Source organism: uncultured Fluviicola sp. (assembly GCF_902168135.1).
In the GTDB taxonomy this organism is placed as follows: Bacteria; Bacteroidota; Bacteroidia; order Flavobacteriales_D; family Crocinitomicaceae; genus Fluviicola.
Genome location: NZ_CABHOL010000019.1, coordinates 1 through 26,040 on the forward strand (window position 1 = coordinate 1; position 26,040 = coordinate 26,040).

Sequence of the window (26,040 nt, forward strand, 5' to 3'; positions counted from 1 at the left end):
AGATGAATCGCACCATTATATTGCTCCCTTTTATTTTTTTCTTTTAAGATCTTTCCAGTAATTTGAACAAAATAAACTCCATCACTCAATAAGTTTCCACTTTGGTCTTGACCGTACCATCCTAAATAGCTATTAGATGAATATACAATACTACCCCAGCGGTTATAAATAATCATTTCTTCAAAATGGTCTTGCCCACTCAATAATCTAAATTCATCATTAATCCCGTCATTATTCGGAGTGATTATATTAGGAAATACAATTGGATCTGCATCTTTGATTTTGGTTAAGGAAGCATCATCGAAAAAAAAGTAGCAATAATCTGTTGAAAGTGGTTCCGAACTTAAATGATTGAAAATACAATCTCCCGAAGTACTGGTTTTGAAATTTCCAAGTATTAGATACTTTTCACCTCCTTTTGCAATATACTCAAACGATACCTCTTTCCATTCCATTGTATCAGTTAAAGAAAGTGTATCAATTTTAATATCAGGTATTAAAAACGCACTCAAGTAATCAGAATAATATATCAAATTATCCGTGAACTTAAATTCAAGATTTCTAGATGTATATCCCCCATTATTAGTTAAATTGACATATACTGAAAATTTATATGTTGCATATGGTTCCAACACTGTAGCAAAACTTAACTGTATGTATTCTCTATAATCACTCCACAAATCGCAATTGGACAATCCTAAATAGCCATTTCCACTTCTTGCTTCTTGAAAACCAAAAGAGTTGATAGGGACACTACACCCTGATGGCATTGAAGCACAACTATTAAAATAATCAGAAGTACTGGACCATACGGGAGGGCCTGATGGAGGTTGAGCATGATAGCATGGATTATAAACATATTTACATTTTTCAATTTCGGTAAGAGCTTGGGGACATTCCCAATACTCCTCAAAGTCCCCATTGAGAATGAGGTTTTGCTGCCCAAAAACTTGGAAAGAAAAAAGAAAAGTGAATAATATGAAAGCGGTATGATTCAAAAATTGTTTTTATAAATTCAGTAATTGCAGGTCTTATTTGTTCTCAAACAAATAAGAAACCCACCTACATCCCGTAGACGAGTTGTTTGTTGAAAGGTTGGATTTTATGTTTTCACAATTAAGTGAAGTGTTTAGTAATTAATAGATTAGGATGAATATAGCAATTAAAACGAAATGATCGACAGACCGGTAATTAATTGCCAAAACTGCCTGGATATTGGTCCGCTGCTTCCCCAAGGTTCCACTCCGGATAGACAGATAACTGGTAATTCCGCTTAGTGTATTTTTGATCATGGAAAGAGTTAGTCCATTTTCAGAAGACAGCAGGGACGAAAAATAATACATTTCTACCGTCTCCATTTCCGCCACTCTAAAGGAAACCTTCGTACCCGGTTTTCGGCATTTGATGAAGCTAATTTCCGGTTTAGTACCAATATCCGGTCGAAGGGATTGAATTTATTCTAACTTAGTCCCAACTTAAATATGCACTATTCATGAAAAAGAACACTTTGACCCTAAGTTTAAGCGCGCTGACCGTTATCGGGATGGCTGTGCTTTCCAATTGTACATCCGAATCGGAAGGAAAAGTCGAGACCGGCTACAATACCAGCAACTCCCCTGATTCGCTTTGTTTGGTAGATCCAAGCTGGTTCCCTCACAGTCAGACCCCGGCTCCCGAAGAAGGGATCGGAAGTCCTTTCGACACTTCCAGCACTACCAACCAGATCTTTCACCAGTGGTCCTGGAACAAATTCCTGTGGCTTACAAAACCGGATGCAGGAGGAAATCCCCTGTTCCTGAACCAAAGTAAGGTAAAACAAGTCACCTCAAACATGGCTGCCGTCTCAGTTCCGGACAGCACATTGGTTGTCCTTCAGGATACAGCACAGGCAGGATCCGAAAGCGCTGTCTTGCAAACCAACCCGGATTACAATGGCGGAAATGGCGCAATGGTTTATTATTCCATTCACATGAACCCTACGATGTACAAAGCAGCATTGGGCTTTGCAAAAGCATTGAACAAGGGTACTTTGCCGCTCAACAACACGAAAGCCTTTCCTGTTGGGTCATTTGAGCTGAAAGTGGCATGGGTACCGGTTTCCGCCATTCCGGTTTCCAAACTGGATGAATACTATACCACAACCGCATCACTTTCCACAAACAACGGTGTATCCTTCACGAAAACGGAAGTTGCTCTGATTGGAATGCACGTAGTTGGCGTTGTGCAAAATCACCCGGAGTTCATTTGGGCAACTTTTGAACACGACGATCTTTCACCGGACTATGACTGGAAAGCGAACTCAGCAAGCTCTGCTTCCGATCAATTATTGTTTAAAAAAGGAAGCACCAGCGGAATCAACGGGATACTGTATAACTCTGAAACAGAACTGGGACAAACACCTCACCAGGTATTTGACTTGTTCCAGTATGGAATTCCACGCAACCCGGACGGATCATTTATGACCACTTCTCAGCAGGAACCTGCAGATTTTCAAAATGTAGACGGGATCAACAAATGTGTGAAATCGCAATTGAATGACGTTTGGGCAAATTATTTCTACAACGGATCAATCTGGTTGAATACCGATGGTACAACTCCTTTGCAGCAAGCACAATTACTGGATAGTTTGGGATACAATCTCACGAATGCTACTCCGGGAAGCTTTGCGCGAGGCAGTTTGAACTGTGCAAACGTTACGATGGAAACATTTACGCAAACCTTCGAATCAAGCATAGACTCCATCAATGTGAATAACCTGGCAAATTGCTTCTCCTGCCACAGTGCCGTGAAGTTCAAAACAGGCGGAAAAATGAAATCTCCGTTGTATTTGAGCCATGTCTTCCAGGATTATGTGCTTAATAAACAAGGAAACAGTCTGAAACAAGTAGAACAGATCAAGGCTGCCGAAGAAAAACAAGTCCGGAAAATCATGCAGCAATAGATTAACGAATATCCATAAAACGAAAAACGGTTGCCTGAAAAGACAACCGTTTTTTATTTTGGTAGGGGCGTAAAACTTTACGGTCCTACCATTTTTACTTCACAATCCCATTTCCGGGAGTTACTTTTTTGAAATTCAGGTTTTGAACCCCGGAAGTATTTTTCACTTTCTCAAAGCGGAATACTTCATTGCTTACCACCCGCTGGATACAGATATCGATCATGGTTGTGGAATTAGGCTGCAGCACTTTGTCGAACAAGTCTTTCGAAGCATGGATCTCACAAGGCAAATAGCGGATAAAACCTTCTTCCGGTCTTGGACGAATAATCAATCCCAACTCATTGATTCCTCTCAATTCATCCAGTTTGAAACCATTTACAGTCATTGCTTTTCTTCCCCGGAAAACATCGTAATTGAAGAAATAACTGACCGTTGATTTATTGACCTGGTTACATTGTCTGTCTGCGAAGAAACCTGCCGGCAAGCCGTTCGGATCGTGATTTGCACCTGTTAAAATCAAATCGAAATCAGTCACCGCATGCCCTTCCGAATCTGTTAACCGGAAAAGGATCATGGAATAGCGGTCATGAACATAGTATTTCTTTCCGAATAGTCGTTTGTCTTCCTCTACCAGGCCTTTTTCCTGGACAGCAACTGTTTCTTTATCGAAATCAGTTATCAGTTTTTTATAATCCGCATCAGTTGCCACACCGATACACCGGAAAATCGCATTCACCACTTCTGTTCCTTTCGGGTCTTTCGGATCTTTCAGCGGACTGCGCATAATTCCCATTTCAGCACCCGAATGTGATTTGTAAGTCACTACCCGGAAAGGTGTCGGAGGTGCTTCCGTATAATCGGAAATTTCCAGGTTATTCGCCTGCCACTTTCCGCCTACCAGTTTGGGAGTTTCCTGTGTAAGTTTGACATAATGGCTGTTTTGGTTTGCCGCTGCAACGCGCACTACTCCGTCGCTTCCGAGCTCACCGGTGTAGGAATTCAAATGGTCGTACAATTTGCGGTCGATATCCTGCCCGATCAGCGAGAATGGGAAAATGCCGTTCGGACCGATGTATTTTTGTCCGTTTTGGATCCAGTCCTTATTTAGTTTCCAGGCATCCGTGCTTCCTAATTCGAGCCAGTTCAATACACGCTGTCCGGGTTCTACTCCATCAAACCACGATTTGATACGGCTCAGACGGCTTTTACCCAACTGCGCCAAAGCAGAACCGAAATTAGCCGGAGCAAGCATCACCAAATGGCTCATCGGGCAAATTCTTTTCTGGTCTTTGTAATAGTTGTTCCACCAGGTGCGAACAACAGGTCCGCCGGTGGAATGCGTAATACAGGCAAATCGTTCTCCTGCAGCTAAGGTCGGGAGCAATTGTTCCTGCACGGCCTGTTCCATGGCACGGGAAATATCTTCCAAACGCACCTCGTCGTTGAAACTGATGTAGCGTCCCAGGAAAATGTGTTCGATTTTGAGTTCATAGCCGTAAGCTCCAGCTTCCTGTGCCAGCCGCAAAGGCATTTCTCCGTAAGTGTCGGTGTTTGTGACACTGTATCCGTGCACGAAGGCGAGAGTTAGTTTTTTCATTGTGAATAGTTTAAGATGTTGCTGGAAAATTAGCAGTTTTTTTTGATTCTTATTATTAAAGTACAAAATTAGGAATGCAGGTCGTAAGGGATTTACGTGGAAGCGCAAACAAACTTGGATAAGTCGATCAGATTCCGTAACTTATTGTCATGGAATATATTTTGAAAAATATTTGGAATCCTGCTTTCAGGAGAAAACTGAAACGTGTGATTACCCGGCGGGGAATTGCTTTAGTGCTTTCCTTATTCTTTGGAATTCAGTGATAAGCACTTTTCGGTTTATGGAAGACTGTCAGCTTCCGGATCTTTCGCATTTCGGCATAAAAAATCCGGGCTGCATATCAGTCCGGACTTCTGTTTTTTAAAGAAATGCTGCTCTTACAAAGGCTGAATGGTTTCAGCTGCTTCACACATCGGTGTCACCTGCTCAAGAGTCAACGGAGTAACGCGTTTGTCGTAGAAACGATAAAGCTGTCCGCCGATTTCCACATATGTTTCGAAATGCACCATCTCATGGCTCAGCATTGTTTCCTTGAAAATAACCGAATGTGCTTTTGTTGCAAGCAGCTTTTTGTCCGGGTTCGATGCAATCTCTGCTTTTAATTTCTCCAGGGTCATCTCATAAGCTGATTCTACGGAGATAATAAAATTACTTCCGTTGGAAATGTAATAACTGTAAGTTTCCTCTAAGGCTTTCACACCGGTTGGAACGATCATCGCAGCGGGAATCTCGATAGCTTCGAGGCTGATGCGTTCTTTTCCCGCAGGAATGGAAGTAGAAGTTTTAGTTCCGTCCTGTGCCGAAACGAAGGTGGTGCAACCCAAAGTTGCAACGATTGCTAATGCAATGGCTTTGTTCATGGTTTTGTGTTTTAGTCGGCAAAGATAAACGGATGAGATGAATAAGATGATAAGGGTTTTCGGATTATTTCGAATCAGAAAAAGGGATTAGTTTCAAAAACAATTGAATAGCCATTTCAATAAGTACAAAAAGGATCATTTAATAAAACTCACTCTAAATTCAAACACACGACTTTTCTCTATCCATATGATTCTTCGAAATAAAATGGCATAGAGGCAGAATTCCCGCCTCTATGCCGTCTTATCATTTTTTCACCGATTAAAACCCTTGTTATCGCTACAATTATTGGGTTTTACACTACACGGAGGGTGAACTTCCCCGTTTTACGCAAGAGTTGTAGTAGGCCGTAAAAAACTAAGATAATTGACCGTTATTCGGTGATAAATATAAAAAATAAACCATTAAGTTTCAAACTTAGTGGTTGTTTACTCAAAGGTTGTTTGCTTTTTGGTTGGTTTACTGTTGTTTTGCACTTATATGTACGAAGGAAAAGTGGCAAAAAACAGTCAATTAGATAGTGATCAAGAACTTATGGAATTGGGTCGAAGAATAAGAGCTCTTCGGATTTCCAAAGGCTATAAGAGTGCGGAAAAGTTTGCCCTGGACCATAACTTGTCACGTGTTCATTATGGTCGGTGGGAAGCAGGGAAAAAAAACATTACTTACAAAAGTCTGCTAATATTGGCCCGGGCTCATGGAATGACTTTACCGGAATTTTTAGGTGTTGAGATCTGAATGAATTTCAGGAATCTCCTGAAAAAGACTTCAGTTCTTTTTCACGCCTCATAGCTTCTTGTTTTGACTCGAAGAATTTCAACATAAACTACTTGCCAGGGACGAAATTTAATCGTGTCGTCTTTGGTTGTAAACTCATTACTATCTTTAATGTGAGACCATTTGTTTCACTACAAATGACAGGCCGGTTATACGATGAATATTAACTATGAAACCTCAAGTGATATTCAAGCCTTGGGATGAGGTCATGTCCGCATGATTTAATTGGTAGAAGGTATATACTCGCTAATTACTTTGCAAAGTAATTCCTTCGAATCGATATTCATTGAATAGATCTCACGATGAAAACTCGTAAGCTTTGTTAATAAACGAATAAGCTCCAATTTTTCACGAAGTGACAAATCTCCGGATACAATTTTAGTAGCTTGTCTGATCTTAAGCATATGCTCCTCTAACAGGTCCTTCCCTTTGGAGGTGATTTCGATTAATTTACTTCGTTTATCTATTTCAGAATTAGTTTGAAGTACCCAGCCTTGTTTTATTAATCGATTGATAATTTGTATTCCAGTTGGTTTGTCTTGAATATTCATCCGGATCAACTCCATTTTACTCATTGTCCCGAAAGCCTTTAAATTGATCAGGTAGATAAACTCTTCCTGAGTAGAAAATGGAGAGTCCAAAATGACCGACTTGGAGTACATTTTAGCATATTTACTAAGATGTGTGAGCATTGTACTAATGACACTTTCCGGAGATCTCCCCTGCTCTTTAAATTCCCAGGAAACTTCATCTGAGTGTTGTTTTTCAATGGAATCATTATGTAAGATCCAACTTTTAAATCCATCAAGATCTGAAGAATAAAACTCTCCTTCGTTGTTAGATTCAAAATGTTCGAGAAGCTCAAGGACTTTCTTAATCAAATCGTAATTCGTCGACATTGAGTAATTATTAGTACATAAATATACTTTAAATAGCAGATATAATAGTTGAAAATGAAAATTTAGTATTTATTTATATCAAAAAATTCTCAAACAGTTCATCCTATATCTTTCCGATCCTCCAGGTCCGTCATTTCAAAAATGATCGACCCAATATCCAGTTGGTAATCATCTGCACGGATCTGCACTTTTTGAAGTAAATGAATCATTTTCCAGTTGATCAAATCCTGCTTGATCAGGTTTGTTACGATTACTCTGCCACAGACTAATGTCTTTTGGGTTTCTATTGGTGCGTGTGCTAGCGTTTCCATTTGGAGAAGGTTTAATTTTCCCGTTCAGCACCAAAACAGGAGGTTGATAAAACAAGCAGGCGTAAAATTCCCAAAAAATCAGACAGTTTAAACGTATAAATTTTAAGATTGATTATGGTAAGTAGCCGGAAAAATACCTCCCCCATGACTTTTTAGAAGTTTACCTCCGGATACCAGCTAAGTAAGAATTGTTTATTACATTTCAACAGATTTACGAATCCTCGTTTACCTTTAAATAAAAACATCCAAAGTGCTCAATAAGTCCGGACATATCAAATGTTTAATTGATCATATCCATGAAACTCATCCGCTGAATAGTTCTGAGGAAATTGAAATGTCAAAAATTGTCAGGGTAAAAGAATTAAGAAAGAAAGAGTTTTTAATAAAGCCAGGTGATTATTCAAACTACATGAATTTCATAAGCACAGGGTGTTTAAGAGCATTCTACATTGATAAGAACGGACAGGAACATACCTTGCAGCTGGGGATAGAGAATTGGTGGGTAAATGATCTGTTTAGTTACATCAAGAATGTCCCTTCAAAAATGTACGTCCAGGCAATGGAGGATGCTGTAATTGTACAAATCCCTAAAAATGAACTGGAACGTCTCTACAAAGAAGTTCCAGTTTTTTCTAACTTTTTCAGAGAGAAAATCCAGAGTGCATATGTAGCACTGCAGGAAAGGACAATTGAAAACATGAGCCGGGATGCAATTGAAAAATACCTGGCCTTTCGAAAACAATACCGGAACATTGAACAGCGAATTCCTCAATATATCATTGCGTCATATCTGGGAATTACCCCTGAATTCCTGAGCTTTTTAAGAAAGAAACATGCAAAAGACCTTTCTTAAGGTATCTTAATTTTATTGATAATAGCACCCGGTAATTTTGTCATGTCAAGTAAATAGATTGATATGATGAAGATTATTTTAGTGCTTATTTGCATACATTTTTCGCTTGTAAATTACGCCCAGGAAAGTTCATTTCAACCTGAATTATTAATTGGTAACCGCTCTGCGATGTTCCAGCATTTTCTTAAACTGCCGGTAAATAAAAAACTGTCGATCACCAATAATTTTTTAATCGATAATGAGTATTCCACCTCTGAAAACCGAATATTCTTCTTTCGAAATTCACTTAATTATCATTTCACAAAACGCTGGCAGGTAAATAGTGCGGTTGGGCTAAAAAATCCCGGACTTTTTATGACTATTGCCTGGACTTACAGTGTCATTACCGATCAAAAAGCCTTTAGCTACACAGTAGGTTTTACGATCCAAAAGGAGATAAGTTTTGAGCAGACATTGATCTATCGGAGATCACTGATTGAGTTCAGGCAATACCAGCTTCAGAGCCAGATAGTCATTATTGCAAATTTCGACCGGAGCGGCTATTCCAGAGGTATTCAGCAATTCCGTCTTGGAGTTCAAAGAGCGTCAACACAGCTGGGATTGGGACTTAACCTGGATCAATTTGGGAACTCATCAAAGACTCTATTCAATACAGGTGTTTATTTGAAGCAAATAATAATAAAAAACAATAATTTATGAAAAAGAACAGTGATTTAGGATTGTTACTAACGCGCACAATTATAAGCGCACCCATGCTGTGTTATGGGATCAGTAAATTAATCAACGGTATTGATTTTATAAAAGCCATGATGGTTGAAGAAGGCTTACCGTCATTTTTCGCTTATGGCGTGTATATTGGGGAAGTCTTTGCGCCTTTACTTATGATAATCGGATTTAGAACGAGAATCAGCAGCTTGATTTTTGCAATTAACTGTTTAACAATTATTTTGTTGTCCCAGATACAAAATATTCTAAGCCTGAATGAGTATGGTGGCTGGGCCCTGGAGTTGATCGCTATTTACTTTGTGATCAGTATATCACTTTTCTTTACCGGAGGGGGAAGATTTGCGGTCTCAACAACCAGCAAATGGGACTGATCCTGACTGAATAGCAGGGCTAAAAACTGTTGATTTTAATGTTTTCCGTGAGATTTAATTTCAGGTGCTATCATCGGCCGGCCCTTTTTTACCGACATTTTACAATTAAAGCATTAACAAGGCTCAAACTAAATTATTTCGACACAAAATGCCCGGCCGGTATTGCGGTTTTTCAAATTGCCGGACTATTTTTTTGTTTTTTTTTCATTCGTCCAAAGGTTTTTCGAATCGGGATTGTTTATACGTAAAACAAGAAAAACAGGTATATGAAAAAACAAGCATTATTATCTTATTATTTAAAACAAAAACGAACGAACAAATGGGACAGATCTTAATCGGGTAGCAAGGGGTAAATGCAGCTGATCCCAATGTTCCCTTAAGGTTAAATTTCAGGTGTTATTGACGGTCTGTTTGTTGGAATTAAAAAGGATTTATTTCAGTCTGTGCAGAAAAATCACAATGGCTTTGGAAAGTAAGAAATAGCTGAAAATGGTTTGTTGCTGACATTTTACAATTGAAGCATTAATAATATCAATTCGAACCAAATTCATTGTACCCGGAATAGTGCTAAAGATATTTTTAGCAAAATTCTATCTTATGCTAAAACTAAATAACACATCTCTTTTTTGGCGGGTAATAAGCTTGGCAGGAACAACCCTTTTTCCGGTTATTTTTTATGCTCAATGTGGTCCGGTAATTCCGGAACCTGATTGTAATTCTCCGGGAGGTGTTGAAGTTTTTGAAGGGGCGGTAATAGGTATGGGGCAAACATTTATTGTGACAAGTCTTGCCACTTTAAATACAATAACGGTAAATGGCGGAACACTCATAATATGCAGCGGGTTAAATATCAATTCACTTAACTTTACTTCAGGAACGATTGCCGTGACTTCTTCAGGAACGTTAAACCTTACTAATGGAGGAATTGCTACTGTTTTTGGGAATTCTTGTAATCTGATAAATTTCGGAAGCATTGTTTCACAGAGCTCCATTGTCACGGGGCCGAATAATTTAATTTATAATTATTCTCCCGCGTCATCGTTTAATATTCCCTTTAACCAGATGGTAGTGCAGGGCCCGAATTCACAAGTGATTAATAACGGACTTTTCAATTCAAGTTTTATTGTTAATTCTTCCAATAATACGATCAGTCCTTTTTGTCTTGGTGCCGGTTCGATAACAACTACAGGAATCATGATCAATCAGTATCCAATTGGATTTTTAACTCCGGATCCATATGCGTGTTTGATGATTTCAAACACAATCATGAATTCACAAACTCTTACCGATACATCAAATACAGCCATTTGTTATAATGCCGGATCTGTGAGTGTAATAGGTAGTCCTTTATTCGGACCAGCAATTGTTAATAATGCATGCAACAGCTGTTATATTCCACTTGGAATTGATGGAGTGAATATGCATGCTTTTGAAGCAAATGAGTGTATTCAGGTTCTCATGGAAATATCAACAATTGAAGATGTTCTTAAAATAGAACTGGAAAGATTGAACGATGGAAATATGGAAGAATTCAGTAAGATATATACGATAAATGAAAAGGATCTTCCGGATCCGGATAAATTAGTTTTTTTGGATCACAATGTCGAACCCAATAATCTTTATTATTACAGGTTGCTTATTTCACATAAAGATGGGGAAACAAGTTATTCAGATATTGTTTCCGTTCGATGCTCAAATGGAAAATCTAAAATCTACCCTAATCCCTCAGGATCGGCAGAATTTCATTTAGCAGACAAAGTGGAAATCTTTAGCGTGACAGATTTAGTCGGAAAGAACTATTCATTCGATATTTATTTTGATTCTTTAAAAATCAACGGGGTTTCTTCAGGAAATGTTTTCCTGGTTTCAGGGGGCTCTAAAGGCAAATTTTTTACTGAAAAAATAATTGTTAATGGCGTTATAGATTAGCACAATGGACAAAGAAGTTACTGATTTGGGAATTAGTTATGAGAGGCTGCTTGTCTATCATAAAACGTTCATGAAATCTATTTCATTCTCTGAAATATCTATTTGTCACCTTGAAGATCGTGTGACAAGAATAATTACCAAGGAAGGTGAGATTTTTTGTACTCCAAGAACCATGAATGAACTCGAACTAAGGTTGCCTTCTGATGATTTTTTCAGAATTAGCAGGAACTGCATCATAGCATATAAGTCAATACTTAAGATCGAGCCGTATTTCGGAAATCGATTAGTAATTTTTCCGAATTGTACACTCCAAAAAAAATTGATTGTCAGCCGACCACGTACATCCGCTTTCAAAAATTGGCTTGGAGAATAAAAAAGCGTCACTACTTTCGTAATGACGCTTCTTGTTTTGACTCGAAGAATTCAACATAAACAACTTGCCACGGACGAAATTTAATCGTGTAGTCTTTGGTTGCAAACTCATTATGGGAATGAAATCTGTCAATTAAATCGGAGGTATATCCAATATAGATTTTATCGTGATCCGCGGAATACAAAACGTAAGTAACAAACATGAATAGCAATTTCTATAAAACAAAAAAGGCTGCCAAAACTTGACAATTAATAGATTCTATAACGATTTGTAGGAATATCGAATTTACAAACTCCAATTCGATCCCACTCTAGCTCTCAGTACTCGCACTGGAAAAAGGCATTTTTCAAAATACCATAGAGTGAGTGTGAGAGCGAGTTTTGAGGAAAAGAAAAAGGCATCCTGTTTTCACAAAATGCCTTTTTCTTTGTAGCGAGAAGGCTACCGGTATCGAACAATGAACTCGCTGAAGATGCAGACAATATTATCTGCCTTTAACATGCGACCCTATGTTTAATCACACTGGTCCTATTCTTTGACAAGTTTCAAAACGGAACGTTTAGAATCCGCCTGCACTTCCAAGAAATAAATTCCGGCTTCCCCTTCAATAATACAGTCTGTTTTAGCAGATGAACCGACCGTTTTCGTGGAAACAATCTGCCCGATGGAATTTTTGATTACGATTGTTACATCGGAGTAAGCTGCTCCCAGGTCAATGGTAACAGAACCCTTCGTTGGATTCGGGTAAACACGAAAGTTGGAATTCGCGTAAAGATCCGTTACCCCAACTGTTGTAATGCTCACACAGGCAGAAGTATCACTGCATGCTCCGTTACTTACGATTACGGCGTATTGACCGTTTGCGGTTGCTGTAAAGCTTTGCGCCGTTTCTCCGGCAATTGCAGCGTTCGTAGCACAATTAATCCATTGGTAAGTTGCACCGGATTCCGCAGCAGTAATGGTCAAACCATTCAGGGTCGCACCATAGTTTAACTCCGCTTGAACGGTTAAGTTTGTGATCACTGTGCTGTCGCACGAGTTGGCTCCAGTAAACACATCTGTGTAAACTCCGGTTGTGGTGTACGTATTGTTGCCAACAGTAACAGATCCGCTTCCACAGAACTCAAACGTTTGATTGGTCACGTTTTCCAGATTCACAATCACCGTAAATGCTTGGCGGAATGGATTGACACACGTTCCGTTATCTGCCTGAGCGTAGTACATAGTCGTTTCAGTTAGATTTGGTGTAGTGAACGGACTACTGGTTGATACTAAATTGCCAGCAGTAATACTGTCATGCCAAGTGACGTTGTCCCAAGACATGGCATGTATATTGGCAGACTCATTGTAACAGATAGTTGTTGAATCCAAAACATTCCCGTTAATTGAGCCAAATGTTAGATCCGGGTATGAAACGCTTTCTTGCCAGTAGAAAACAGGGTATCCGTCGTTCGAGCATTCTCCCATTTGCCAGATATCGATTGTACCGTTAGGTGTTTCAGCGATGAAATCCCATCCGCCATTCATAAACGTAGCTGCTGTTTTCATTTCCAACGAAGTTTTGGCTGTTCCGCCCTGGCTGGTAGACTGACCGGAAGATTGTACATCCCAAAAACACTGTTGAATCGTTCCGTAATTCAAACCAATTAAACCACCTATATCTGAATTACCTGTTACTGTTCCTACGGAATAACAATGAAGCAATGTTTCACTATCAAATACACCTGTCAACCCACCTATATATTCATCTCCGGATACGTTACTGGTCGAATAGCACTCGCTGATGGGAGTGTATTCGGCTCTTCCTACCAAGCCTCCGATCAAACCCGTTCCGGTAACAGTCCCTTGGCTATTCGAGTAAATAATCGATGAGCTTCCCGTTCTTCCGACCAATCCCCCCAGTTCATAAACTCCGGAAACCGCTGCATTTGATTCGCATCTTTCGATACTTGCGTTTGAAATCATAAAACCACATAATCCACCGATAGCGTTGTTTCCGGTTACCGATCCTGAAGTAAAGGAGTTGATGATAGTTCCTGAACTTAATTCCCCGATGAGTATTCCCGTATTATCGTTTCCGGTAACGGTTGCATTGGTCACGAACAACGCATTTATTTCTGCGGTGCTTCCATACACATATCCGAACAAACCAACATAATCCTGGGAAGGTCTGTTGATGTACAAACTGTCAATCGTATATTCATCGCCGATATACGAACCGGTAAAAGAGGTTGATAGATTCAGGCCAATTGGAATAAAACCTTCACCTCCGTTGTAAAAATCGCCTCCTACGGCAAAATCTGCTGCAGTGAATGAAATATCATCCGTTTGGATGAAATGGTAGCCCCAATCAGCGGGATGCTCACTGAGGTATTGGAGATCCGATTTGTTGGCTATTTGGTAAGGATCAGCAAGCGAACCGTCACCACCGGAGTAGAATGTTGCAAAGGATAAATTACTGATAACCAAAAAGGCAATCGTGATGAATTGTTTCATGATTTGAATAAGTTGTAATACAGTTACGAAGTTAAATCGGAATAGTGGGGATAGCATGCTCCAAAAAGACATTTGTTTTTCAAATGAGAACTGAAGTCATTGAAAAATGAATTCTTAAGTATCTTTCGCCCATGGAAGGAACGTTTTCGAACATCTTGGCTGCCTGGTATAAAAAGTTCCAGCGTTATAAAGTCGGTTATAAGGACGGAAGTTACCAGTTGAATAATTTATTTCAATCACCTGAGACCATGATTGAGAGTTTTGATCAAATGCCCTTCACCAAACATGATCCGATCCGAAAATCACTGTCATCTGTCAGCATTTTCCTGAAATCAAATATGTACTATTGCAACCCGGAAGCCGGACTCTGGGTCATGATTTCTAACCTGCATTTCCGAAAAAACCTCCTCATGCGCAACCTGTATGACGAGAAACTTCCCCTGGAATATCACTTTATCAACATACACGTCAAAAAAACAACACTCGTCAATAAATCCATGGTCAACGGATTGGTGACCAAAGGAAATACCTGGTCCCTGTTTAAAGCCGGATGTTCACAAACCGAGTACCATTTTAAGAATTCGGAAGAAAAGAACATCACTGTTTTTTTTACCAGCAAGTGGCTGGAGCAACAAAAAGGTGAGAACGCGTTGTTTCGGGACAGTAAGCTCGCTGATTTCTTTGAATCAACGAATACCTTTTTGATTTTAGACGAAACAGATCCGGTCTATGAATCCATCTGGCATGAAATGATGGAGTTGGCGGAAGATGGTGTTGATCAAAACAGGGAAGCCATTCAGCATTTTACCCATCGGATCATTTTTCGTTTCATTGAAAAGCTGAATACCGAAATCATTTCGGAGAATCACTTTAAGCTAAACGATAATGACCGCAAGAACATTCAGCGGGCAGAACAATTCTTAAACGATCATTTGTTCGGTGATTTCCCCGGTATTGATAAAATCGCCCGGAAAGTGGGGATTTCCCCGACCAAGCTCAAAAACGATTTCAAGAGCATGCACGATACCAGTGTGTATCAATACTTCAGTGCACAGCAAATGCAGGTAGCACAGGAGCTTCTTGCGCAAAAAAAATACACCGTTAAAGAAATTGCCGGCTTACTGGGATACGAAAACGCCAGTAAGTTTTCGGCTGTTTTTAAGAAAACATTTGATCAGAATCCTTCGGATATTTAATACATGAAATAATGAAAGGCATCAGAAATGATGCCCTTCATTCGGTGTAGCGGTGACACGACTTACCGACGATTGCCTTTTGGCAATGTCGGCATAAACTTCTCGCCGTGTCAAAAAAATGGGACACAAAAAAGGTCAATCTTTCGATTGACCTTTTCTTAGTAGCGGGGATGAGTCAAAGGACTGACGCAGCACTCGAACGTGCGGCCTTCAAAAATCTTAGACATAAAAAAACGGTAACCAAAAATTGATTACCGTTTTACTAGTAGCGGGGACACGTCCATTATCGAACAAGGAGTTGGCTGAGGATATACATCACATACAACTATTCTAGTCATAACGTAAATACTTTACGTTCTTCCATACGAACTTTGCAATAAAAATCAGTTAACAAACTACTGGAGATTCATTTTTACTATAACATTTTTTAACAGGCTTAAAAAGAAATAATTATAGCTGGAATTGCGTTTTTATTCTTTTGTAACTAGATTGCAAATAACTTATTATAACACTTAATTCTAATCACATGTCAAGCACCATCCTAAACAGCAGGAAGTTTACTGTAGCCGGGCGAATAGACGCCTCTTTTACTCCTGAATCAACAGAATCTCTGGTAAAAATTTCAAACCTTGAAGTTGAACTGTGGCAAAAAAGTCCACTGGACATTTTCTTTCTGGGGAAAGGAACCACCAATGATGAAGGAGATTTTCAAATCACATTTACCGTAAACGATGAGCCGAAATACCTGTTCGAAGGCAGCATTGAAAACGTATTTGCGAAAGTTTATTACCAGGGAGTCCTTGTATCCGGGGGAAATCCGTATGCAGAAGATGAGCCATCACTTCGACCGATCAAAGATATTGTATTAAAAGAAGGGTATACGAACATTGGTTCATACACTGTTCCAATTACCACTTTTGAGTTTCCGATAAATACAAGTATAATTTTAAACGCAGAGAAGGAAACGACAGCTAGAAATAGTATTCTATTTAAAATAAATGAAAGAGGAGGTGACCAACGACCTTTACCGGCTGGATGTGGTGTTGATTTTACGGGATTAATAGGTTCAGTGACTCCTAAAAGTTTGTTTACTTCATCACAACTAACAACAACAGAAGGTTATGCGGAATTGATTGTTCCGCAGTTGCCGGTAAGTGTTAAATCGAGTGAAGAATTTGTTGTAAACACAACAATAAACGGAGTTCCTTCACTTCCTTCAGAGAACGTATATTGGAAAGTTGCTACACCTGATTTAAGTAAGGTGCTTTATACCATGAATAGCAATTTGACTATTCGTGACGGTAGATTATGTGTTTGTGGAAATGGAGAGTATTATCCAACCGCACTTACTCCAATAGGTTTAGATAATGTTACCAGAATTGGGATTGATCCGGATGGTACTCTTTTTATGTATGATGAAGTTCTCGATCAGTGGACTACATACTCCCCTTTGACTTTCTACCAATTTCAATACCCGGAGAACCTGACTTTGTTTGCCGATGGAATGTATGAAGCTGGAGATTCAGCAGGACTAGTTACATCTGGTCATTTAGGAAATGATGGTAGCTTTTCAAAGTTTTCCATTTCTGTGGATAATCCCGGGACATTCCCAATCGACGTTGAATTATTTATATTCGACCCTTCAGATAACGAAGTGTTTTCTGACACTATTAGTAGCCTGCTCCCTGGCAGCAAGAATTTTGTTCAGGTAGCAACACTACCTTTTAAAGAAGCGATACCTTATTCGCCTTCAATTGAAGAGATTGAAACAATAAGTGGTGTTACTTTTTCTGTAGATTTGGTCGATTTCCTCGGGGATGAGGGGCTTGATACTCTTGATAGCTTGAAAAAAGCAGGACCGATCCGCTACATTGATGGATTACCAACTGCTACAGAATCAGAGTTGACATTGCTTCAGGCACACATTGATTTGTATACTGTAAATACGAACGCTATTCAAAATCAGGACATAATCGATAAAGGTTATGATAACTTGTCTAAGATCGCTGAAACTTCGAAGGAGACTTTTATTTCTGATGTTGAAAGTGCCGGTTTTACATTGTATGATGCTGCAAAATTGCATAATACGGTGGTACAAAATCAAAAGTTATTGTCCAATCTGCTTTCTGCCAAAATGGGAGATTATGCGTTGAAAACACCATCCATTCCGGATCTTCCGAACTCCAATTTTGCTTCAACAGCATTTTCGAAGTTTATTAATCGGTGTGAATGTGAGGATTGTACTTCAGCAGTTAGTCCATTCTCGTATTTGGTGGACCTTTTAAAGTACGGAGCGAAAAACATCAAAAAAACAGGATCACCGTCCTACACTCCGGTTAATTACAATGCGTTTTTGACCTTGTTGGAAGGCTATTTTTTCCAACCATTCGGTTCCTTTTCGGTGGATTGTGATACCCTTCACAAAGAATATTGCCGTTTGCGCCTGGTAACAGAAATCCTGGAACAATACGTTGCCACGAAAACACTTCCGACCGAAGTATTGGAACGATTGGAAAATGATCGAAAAAATTTCTTGTTATTAACCTATAAAACCATTCTTACACAAGCCGGAAGTTCCTATGAGGAACTACGAAGTGTGATAACGATGCAGGATGAAGACGACAAAAAAGAAGCTGCTCAACGCTTATCAGATAAATTAGGAATTCCACTTTACATTCCCGGGACAATTGATGATTTCACCGCTGACCGTATGTGGCTCACTTTTGATAATACATTAACTGATCAAGAATTGACTGCCGAGAACCTGGAAATCATTTATGGTTTCAGAGATACGGAACGCAATGTATTGACGAATCCTACTGAATCCTTGATGATTACCTGGAAAAATGCATATCTACGTGAACTGTGGAAAAGTGCAGACTTCTTCTTTTCTGAATACAGCCGTGAAGGCGTTAAACCGGAAGATGATCTTACATTCAAAGCCAATTGGAAGCCAATTATCGATCCGGATATGATCGGAAGAGGTGATATGACCTATAAATCTTCTGATTTTGCATTGGATCTTTGGAGACATCGAAAGGAGGATACCGATACTTTCTTAAATAATTTTGTTACGGATGTCCCGGGAGAAATTCCTATTCTTTCCAGAACTTCTGTTGACTTATCGTCAAGAATTTTACGGGTTCCGGGTATCAATTTGTCGGGAACCAATTTTTACGGTAATTCCGTTCGTATCAAGAATCCTGACACATTAGATTTTGATCCATTTCCAATATTTAGTGTGCAGTTGAACGGAGCAAATACGGATATAATACTGAAAAAATCTACCCCGAATGCTATTCAACCATCTTTATTTCAGCCGGCAGGAAATAATCCGGTTATGCGATATGACAATGCATTAAATCTGACAAGCGCACCTCAAATTAATGATGATACGTGGATTTTTCTGGAGTGGGCTGAGCCAGTAATTATCAATCAGGTGCCAGGGGTAACGACAAATGCAAAGTTGATTAGTAGTGGTAGTAATGACGTTTATAGTACATTTCCTGAGGACATGGATTACTTGATGGATGAGTTTGGAGTTAGCCCGGATAAGAAGAAGGTTAATTTTGCAGTTACGACACCTCTTTCAGCTGAATTTTTAAGCGGGAACATCACGTTTATTTATGAAGCGCAAGTCGCTCTGGATACAACTACTAGTCCTGATCCGAGTGACATCTGTGACAAATTATTTGGTGTAAATTCAAGCTACACTTATTTGGACCCTGCGATAGCAAGTGCTTTCACTTATAGTGTGTGGGACGCTCCGGTTGCCCCGGAAGACTGGCCGGCTCCAATTGCTTCAGAATCGGGTTATTACAACAAACTGAAGAAATTGTATGAAATCATCCGTTCAGGAGATCCCGATCCGATCTATATGCAACTGGTAACAGAGAACCTTCATACGGATGCCTTCGGATTTAACCAGTTAATGGAGAATTTGCTGGTGTATGAACAGTTTCTGAACTCCATGTATTTGGTTGAAAAACCAGAGTTATCGAAGCTTTATCAAACAGCTTCCATTTTGCGTAACTGCGCAAGAACGAAATTAGATGCTCTTTGGGTCAAAGAAGAAATCAAGTACATTCCAACAGGAGGAACGGATCCGGAGAAGTTGATGCTGGATGCACGTTTTTTCTGGAAAGCTTTGAATGAACCCGCTTCAGATTCCTGGGATCCATCTTTGCAAACAATTCCTGGAGACGTTGCTGATATGAATGCTTCCAGCATTGCAATCATTGATCCGGAATTGGTACCAAGAAATCAATTACTCATTTCTCCGGACGCGAAACCGTATGTTGAATTGTATGACGACCGGAAACAGCAGTTGGATGATAAACGCAGTGAGTATTTCTCTTTACTGAGCTCTTTTGAAGCAGATAGTTTCCTGCGTATTTTCAATGAGATCAATACCGGAAGCCAGTCAACACCATACGATATTGATCCACCATATACGGGAATAACACAGTTAATTGCTGCTTTTCAAAGTAATGATGCCTTTGTAAAGCAGCAAGCGATAGAGGTACTTTCAGAAGCATTTGCACTTACACCGGATGAATTTTCATTAATTATTCCGGTGATGCAGGCGTATGAAGATTCCGATCCATCCAATCAGCCGACTATAGCTGAATTGCGCTCCGTGACAGACTTATTGGTTACTGCCTGTAAGCGGAAACAATTCTATTTGACCGATAACCTGCATCCTGCCTGGATTCCGCAGGAAATCGATGGGACAGTTGATTTTGGACCAGTTAAATATTACAATGTTCTTCAGCTTCGAATGGATAGTTTGAGAGGAAATTCCCAGGATCGTTCGTTGTGGCAACAAACACTTGCCAGATGGAACCGCGTTCCGACCGTGTTCCCGGATATTGTTCCACCTGAAAACATCAAAGAGTTCATTATTGGAGAAGCAGTTCATGATTTATGGATAAGCAGAAAAAATGCATTGGACTCAACCTATAGCGGATTAGCATTGCTGTTTAATGATTCTCTTAATTTTGAAGACCTGTTCGCCAACTATAAGGAAACCTTCTTAGATCATCTGGTTGCACGAGCAAATGTATCAACTGCCACAGAATATTATAACTATTTTGTTGAGCTCTTCGAAAAAGAAGATTCCGGAGAAGATATTCGTCCTTATTTAAATCAGCTCAATATCCGGATATCCGAATACCGGGTTTTGAGAGAAATATATACGGTCCTTGAAAATGGAGCGGATGCTGCACCAACTGATCTGTCTAATTTACTTCCTTCAGAGTTTGAAAGCGTGATTAATATCTTTATCCGGATTCAGACTTCCAATTCACAGTATTTTGCGCTTGTCGAGCAAGAGTATCTTAATAACATCGTATTAACTGGAGCCGATTTCCAAAATTACACTCCTGCAATTATCAACTTCCCGATCAACCTGGTACAGGAAACCGAACAGTGGCGATCTCCGAATGCGGATAAAAAGGCGTGGAAAGATACCTTGAACTCGCGTATAGAGCGCAAAGAGAAAGTGACGGAAGAATGGAATGGGGTTATTGAAGCAACAGAAGACATTGCTCTTCCGGTAATGCGGGATGCACTGATCCAGGCACTTCGGAATAACTGTGAATCATTCGACGATGCAGCGGAGCGAATCGCTAAAACCTTGTTCATTGAAACGAAAGATAATTGTTGTGTAAAACACAGCCGGGTTTCGCATGCAATTGAAACAATCCAGGGATTGATATTTGCTCTGGAAAGCGGGGTTTACGATAACTACCTCACTGGTTTCTCGCTTACTGCACCAAATTTTGACAAAGAATGGCAGTGGCTGGGTTCCTATGCAACCTGGAGATCGGCAGTGTTTACTTACATTTATCCGGAAAACCTGCTTTATCCGACCTTAAAACGTAAACAAAGCCCGGCGTTCATTGAATTAGCGGATACGATCCAGAATGCGAATCGTTTTTCACCAATTGATGCTTGTAAAGCCGCGAAAAAGTATCAAACCTACTTCGAGGACATTCAAAACCTGAAACTGATTTGTACGGCAAATACGGATGCATACATCTTCCGGAAAGATCCGTTGGATTGCTGCGGGGATTTGAACAACAGTATGCGCGAGTACATGACCTTCTATTTTGGGCAAAGTACATTGACGGATAAGGTTTATTATTCTTCCAAAGCATTCTATGCAACCGATCCGAACGAACACGATTTCTGGATAGAAATCCCGATCAGGGAAAAAGCAACAGTATTGGGCTGTCTGCCATTAAGTTCAGAATTTGATGATAACGGAAAAGCAACGGATGCCGCTTTGTGGTTGTTCTATACCTTCAAGGAAGACGGTGAGTTCAAACTCGCTTACTTGAAAAAGGATCTAATGACTGCCGGTAGTGAATGGACAGAAGAAGAAACCATGGAGCTTCCGGATCTTACAGAAGTAACTTATTCCGATGCTTATCAGGGTATACAGGGTCCGTTCTCAAGTTCTCCTGACACCATCAATTATTCGTTGTTGAATAACCTGGATATATTGACTCAAATCACTGTTTGTCAGCATTCCACAGAATGGGATTTTGTAAACTTTATTTTGTCCTATAAACGATGGAATGGTACAATGAGACACATTGTTATAAGGTATATGCCTAAAGACGATTTCTTTGATACCAATATAGGAAACATGATTCTCGTGGAGAAGAATGAATTGCCAATCACAGGTGTGGTTCATGATATAACTACAACAGTTGTAAACCTGAATTCAAAAACAGGAATTACGGTTGTTTTTAACAATGAAATTCGCACCGGATATTTTGGCAGTTTATCCGGTTCCGTTCCGATTATTCCTGTAAGCAGATTTATTCAGGGTATAGCCGGGGTGTTTAAAAAAGATCTGTCAGAAGAAAAGTTTATTATAGCTAACCGGAATAATTCAGGTCTAACAACGTACCAGGAAGTATATTTCGATTATTCCATTTCTCCATACACTTTGGAGATGCACGAGGAGATCCTTACCGCCCAGGGATTTGATCAAAACATTCTCTCAATTGCACCACGCTTTAACAGTTCCAATTGGGAATCTGCAAATGCTGTGACAGTGTATAATAAAGATATTCTTTCTGGAACAACTTTCAGGATTAATGGGACATCGATTGGAAGTGCTCTTGTATTTGCTCTGGCTCTTGTAAAAAGTACCACGGTTCAAATAGAATCAGGGAATTGTATCGAGAATTTTGATTTGCGTACGGCAAATATCAAATTGCATATGCGTGCCAATTTAAATGCACCGCAGGGAAATCCGATAGGTTCTCTGTACCGGACAAGTGGAATCAGGGATGTACTTTATGAGGCATATTATTTTGTTCCGATGCTTATTGCACTTGATCAACAGCAACGAGGAGATTATCCTACCGCGCTTGATTGGTATCAGTCGGTTTATGATTACACCAATAACCTGAATCATAAGCGGAAAATCTTCTACGGATTGGTATTGGAAGAATCCATCACAAACGTATTTGACCGCCCTTCGGATTGGTTAATGGATCCGTTAAATCCGCATCTGATTGCTCAAACCCGCACAAATGCATATACGAAGTACACGTTGATGAACATTATTCAGTGTATGACCGCTTACGGAGACAGAGAATTCACCATCGACACCATAGAAACGGTGCCGAATGCACGGAAACTCTATACGGAAGTGTTGGATCTTCTTAAAGTGAGTGAATTGAATGTCAAACCATCTCAATGTTACACGAGTTCTCATGCTTGTTTCCAAACGGCTGTTGAAACTCCCATTGATTTTTATTGGGCGAATATGTTTGCAGAAGTCCAATCGGAATTGGAGAGCCTGAATGACGCTGCATTGATTGAAGAGGCTTCAGAGTACCTGGTTGGTATATTCAACGGGGAACTGGAGACGGAAGCAAAATTCACAAACGCCTTCGATTACCTCAAAGACTTCAAGAATACGCACCCCGCTCCGGCAGCAGATTCTGTCACCGAATTAATGGACGGAATTAGTAATCGTATGAATGACGCCTATCGTTATTTGTTTGCAGATGTAGATACACAAGTATTCAACAATGTGGTGGTAAGTCATTTTACAAATACGCTGGCAACACTAGCCTCTTCAACTCCCGATCAGGTTGGGCTTCCGGAAAATAGCACGCAAATCAGTTGGTTGCTGGACGCGGTTCCCGATAACGCACAGTCACTTGCATTTCGTTTTGCAGATGACGCCGGTGTGCAGCTTTTGAAAAATCCGGATTTTGCTTACAATCCGTTCCAGCCAACACCGGCTGCTTTACAGGGTAACCTGGTATTTGGAAATGCGTCCGTATTGTATCAGCCATTCCTCTATGCCGAAGATTATGTTCCTTTTGTAGATTACGCTTTTTGTTTGCCAACAAACCCGGTTTACCAGGCTTTGGAATTGAAGGCGAACCTGGAATTATTCAAGATCCACAATTGCCGCAACATTGCAGGAATGGAACGCACATTGGATATTTTTGCAGCACCAACAGACAGCGTAAGTGGAGTTCCAGTTATTGGAGCAGGAGGAAACCTGATCCTTCCGGGAACAGCGACTTTAAATCCGTCCCAATACCGTTTCCGGGTATTGATAGAACGCGCCAAACAATTGGTTTCACAAGCCCAGCAATTGGAAAGCCAGTTCTTATCTACGCTTGAAAAAGAAGATGCAGAGAATTACAGCCAGCTACGCGCCAAACAAGATCTACAAACAGCGAAGTCTACAGTGAAATTGCAGGATCTGCGTGTGAAACAGGCATTAAACGAGGAAACGGTGGCTGATCTGCAATTGGATAAAGTACAGTTTATTCGCAGTAATTATGATAATTGGATTAATGCTGGATTGAATGGGTATGAGACAGCAAGTTTGGCACTTTTAACTGCTGCGACCATAGCTCAGACTATTTCATCGATAGCTTTTTTTTCAGCAGGAGCGTATTCTGCTGCACAGCTTGATGGTAAAAATGCATTTGGATTTTCAGCGCAAGGAACAGCCGGTATTTCACAAGTTTTATCTATGACGTCTTCTATGATGTCTCAATTAGCTTCCTATCAACGTCGTTCACAGGAGTGGCAGTTCCAGAGTGAACTGGCAGGATATGATATCAGTATTGCGAACCAGCAAATCAAAATTGCAGAACAGAATACGCGGATCGTTTCACAGGAGCGGGAAATTGCTTCCATGAATATGGACCACGCAACAGATACGCTGGAATTCTTAAAGACCAAGTTTACGAATGCGGAATTGTATCGCTGGATGGGGAACGTGTTGGAACGGACTTACAGCTACATGCTGAATATTGCCACTGCGGTTGCAAGAACAGCCGAACAGCAGTATTACTTCGAACAGCAGGAACAAGCCGGACCATTCATTTTGAACGATTACTGGGAAGTTCCGCAAACCGGAGCTTTAGCACTAACAGGTGGTGGCATTGATCGAAGAGGATTGACCGGAAGTACGCGACTGTTGCAGGATTTGACACGTCTGGATCAGTATGCTTTTGAAACAACCAAACGCAAACTGCAAATGACAAAGATCATTTCATTGGGGCAGAATTTCCCGGATGCTTTCCAGACATTCCGTGAAACAGGTGTTTTGAATTTTGATCTGACGAATCGTTTATTCGATTACGATTTCCCGGGGCATTACCTACGGTTAATTAATGGTGTGAAAGTTTCAGTAATTGGTTTGGTACCTGTTTACGATAACATCAAAGCAACTTTAACGGCAGGGACAACTTCCTACACCGTAATTGAATCAAACAATACCTTCCAGCGCATCCCTATCCGAAGAATGGAAACGGACCAGGTAGCATTGACAGGAGCTTCCCGTGCAACCGGCTTGTTTGAATTACAGCCGATGCAAAATGAGTTTCTGAATCCGTTTGAAGGAATGGGGATAGAATCGCATTGGGAATTGAAAATGCCGAAGTTCTCTAACCGAATGGATTTTAGCCAAATTGCAGATGTGGTAATCGAAGTGGATTACACTGCATTAGACAGTTACCAATACCGCTTCCAGGTATTGCAGGATATCGATAATACGCTAGGATTCAGCAGAGGATTCTCCTTCAAGAATGACTTCCCGGATCAATGGTATGAACTGGCGCAGGCTCAGGAAGGAAATACTTCATTCTATGTGGATATTGAATTGAAACCAGAAATGTTCCCGGCTGGAGTAGACAACATCCGTTTGGATGGATCTAATGTACTGCTTCATTTTGCACGGAAAGATGGATTTACTGATGAAGTTTCTATTGCAGATTTCAGTTTGGTAAGTTCATCTGCGAATTCGCAACCGATGACCGGAATTACTGTGGACGGAACATTCAGTGCTAATGCATTAACCAATGTACTAAGCACGCAAAACCCGGCTACTCCATTTGTGAAATTGCGTTTGGCTTTTGCTAATACACCAATCAATCGGGAATTGTTTAGTGAAGAGAATGTGACAGATATTTTGTTATTGGTAAGTTGTAAAGCAGATTTGCCTGTTTATCCATTGTAATCGATTAAATTAAGGATCAAAATACGCAATATGAAACATTTGAAATTGACAACATTAATTGCAGTCCTGTTACTTTTAGGAATAAACAGTCTGAATGCACAAGAAAAATCAGTATTGATTAAAGGATCAATCTCGGTTTATGATGCTAAAATCACCATTATACAACCAGATAATCAGATATTAATACAGGAGTATAGAAA

Annotated in this window: 17 protein-coding genes; 9 read left to right on the forward strand and 8 right to left on the reverse strand. The window is 40.0% G+C overall.

The window, feature by feature from the left end:
• Positions 1 to 998, reverse strand: a 998-nt coding sequence (locus QZT69_RS07170; protein WP_294672336.1) for a gliding motility-associated C-terminal domain-containing protein, incomplete at its 3' end; no start/stop codon positions are given.
• A 138-nt stretch (positions 999 to 1,136) separates the two neighbouring features.
• Positions 1,137 to 1,358, reverse strand: coding sequence for a hypothetical protein (locus tag QZT69_RS07175; RefSeq protein WP_294672339.1), 222 nt, complete (start codon positions 1,356 to 1,358; stop codon positions 1,137 to 1,139).
• A gap of 134 nt (positions 1,359 to 1,492) precedes the next feature.
• Between QZT69_RS07175 and QZT69_RS07180 the strand changes: the two genes are divergently transcribed.
• On the forward strand, positions 1,493 to 2,941 hold the full coding sequence (locus QZT69_RS07180) for a hypothetical protein (protein ID WP_294672341.1): 1,449 nt from the start codon (positions 1,493 to 1,495) through the stop codon (positions 2,939 to 2,941).
• Positions 2,942 to 3,035: 94 nt separating this feature from the next.
• Here the strand turns inward: QZT69_RS07180 and QZT69_RS07185 are convergent, their stop codons facing one another.
• Positions 3,036 to 4,538, reverse strand: a complete 1,503-nt coding sequence (locus QZT69_RS07185; RefSeq protein WP_294672343.1) for a hypothetical protein — start codon at positions 4,536 to 4,538, stop codon at positions 3,036 to 3,038.
• 377 nt (positions 4,539 to 4,915) lie between these two features.
• Positions 4,916 to 5,398 carry a hypothetical protein gene (locus tag QZT69_RS07190; protein WP_294672346.1) on the reverse strand — a complete coding sequence of 161 codons (483 nt, stop codon included), beginning with the start codon at positions 5,396 to 5,398 and terminating at the stop codon, positions 4,916 to 4,918.
• A 532-nt stretch (positions 5,399 to 5,930) separates the two neighbouring features.
• On the opposite strand from QZT69_RS07190, the gene QZT69_RS19145 reads away from it, so the two are divergent.
• Positions 5,931 to 6,134, forward strand: coding sequence for a helix-turn-helix domain-containing protein (locus QZT69_RS19145; protein ID WP_367242005.1), 204 nt, complete (start codon positions 5,931 to 5,933; stop codon positions 6,132 to 6,134).
• 260 nt (positions 6,135 to 6,394) lie between these two features.
• Here QZT69_RS19145 and QZT69_RS07195 read toward each other — a convergent pair whose 3' ends face one another.
• Together QZT69_RS07195 and QZT69_RS07200 are read right to left on the reverse strand one after the other, a co-directional pair.
• A complete protein-coding gene (locus QZT69_RS07195) occupies positions 6,395 to 7,072 on the reverse strand; it encodes a winged helix DNA-binding protein (protein WP_294672349.1) in 678 nt (225 codons plus the stop codon).
• Positions 7,073 to 7,170: 98 nt separating this feature from the next.
• The gene (locus QZT69_RS07200; protein ID WP_294672352.1) at positions 7,171 to 7,383 is read right to left on the reverse strand and encodes a hypothetical protein; all 213 of its coding nucleotides are present in this window, start codon (positions 7,381 to 7,383) and stop codon (positions 7,171 to 7,173) included.
• A 334-nt stretch (positions 7,384 to 7,717) separates the two neighbouring features.
• On the opposite strand from QZT69_RS07200, the gene QZT69_RS07205 reads away from it, so the two are divergent.
• From QZT69_RS07205 to QZT69_RS19150, 5 genes are all read left to right on the forward strand, one after another.
• A complete protein-coding gene (locus QZT69_RS07205; RefSeq protein WP_294672354.1) occupies positions 7,718 to 8,236 on the forward strand; it encodes a Crp/Fnr family transcriptional regulator in 519 nt (172 codons plus the stop codon).
• Positions 8,237 to 8,299: 63 nt separating this feature from the next.
• Complete coding sequence (locus QZT69_RS07210; RefSeq protein WP_294672355.1) at positions 8,300 to 8,935, forward strand: hypothetical protein; 636 nt, start codon at positions 8,300 to 8,302, stop codon at positions 8,933 to 8,935.
• Positions 8,932 to 9,333: a DoxX family protein gene (locus tag QZT69_RS07215; RefSeq protein WP_294672356.1), complete on the forward strand. Its 402-nt coding sequence runs from the start codon at positions 8,932 to 8,934 to the stop codon at positions 9,331 to 9,333. Before QZT69_RS07210 ends, QZT69_RS07215 begins: the two co-directional genes overlap by 4 nt.
• Positions 9,334 to 9,930: 597 nt before the next feature.
• Positions 9,931 to 11,262 (forward strand): hypothetical protein, encoded by a 1,332-nt coding sequence (locus QZT69_RS07220; RefSeq protein ID WP_294672359.1) that lies wholly within the window; start codon positions 9,931 to 9,933, stop codon positions 11,260 to 11,262.
• A 70-nt stretch (positions 11,263 to 11,332) separates the two neighbouring features.
• Positions 11,333 to 11,635 (forward strand): LytR/AlgR family response regulator transcription factor, encoded by a 303-nt coding sequence (locus QZT69_RS19150; protein WP_367242008.1) that lies wholly within the window; start codon positions 11,333 to 11,335, stop codon positions 11,633 to 11,635.
• A 10-nt stretch (positions 11,636 to 11,645) separates the two neighbouring features.
• Here QZT69_RS19150 and QZT69_RS07225 read toward each other — a convergent pair whose 3' ends face one another.
• Both QZT69_RS07225 and QZT69_RS07230 read right to left on the reverse strand, forming a co-directional pair.
• Positions 11,646 to 11,837, reverse strand: a complete 192-nt coding sequence (locus tag QZT69_RS07225; protein WP_294672362.1) for a GIY-YIG nuclease family protein — start codon at positions 11,835 to 11,837, stop codon at positions 11,646 to 11,648.
• A gap of 326 nt (positions 11,838 to 12,163) precedes the next feature.
• Positions 12,164 to 14,131 (reverse strand): T9SS type A sorting domain-containing protein, encoded by a 1,968-nt coding sequence (locus QZT69_RS07230; protein WP_294672366.1) that lies wholly within the window; start codon positions 14,129 to 14,131, stop codon positions 12,164 to 12,166.
• Between the two features lie 131 nt (positions 14,132 to 14,262).
• Here QZT69_RS07230 and QZT69_RS07235 point away from each other — a divergent pair, with 131 nt between their 5' ends.
• Together QZT69_RS07235 and QZT69_RS07240 are read left to right on the forward strand one after the other, a co-directional pair.
• The gene (locus QZT69_RS07235) at positions 14,263 to 15,327 is read left to right on the forward strand and encodes an AraC family transcriptional regulator (protein WP_294672368.1); all 1,065 of its coding nucleotides are present in this window, start codon (positions 14,263 to 14,265) and stop codon (positions 15,325 to 15,327) included.
• Between the two features lie 526 nt (positions 15,328 to 15,853).
• On the forward strand, positions 15,854 to 25,840 hold the full coding sequence (locus tag QZT69_RS07240) for a neuraminidase-like domain-containing protein (RefSeq protein WP_294672370.1): 9,987 nt from the start codon (positions 15,854 to 15,856) through the stop codon (positions 25,838 to 25,840).
• Positions 25,841 to 26,040: the final 200 nt, after the last annotated feature.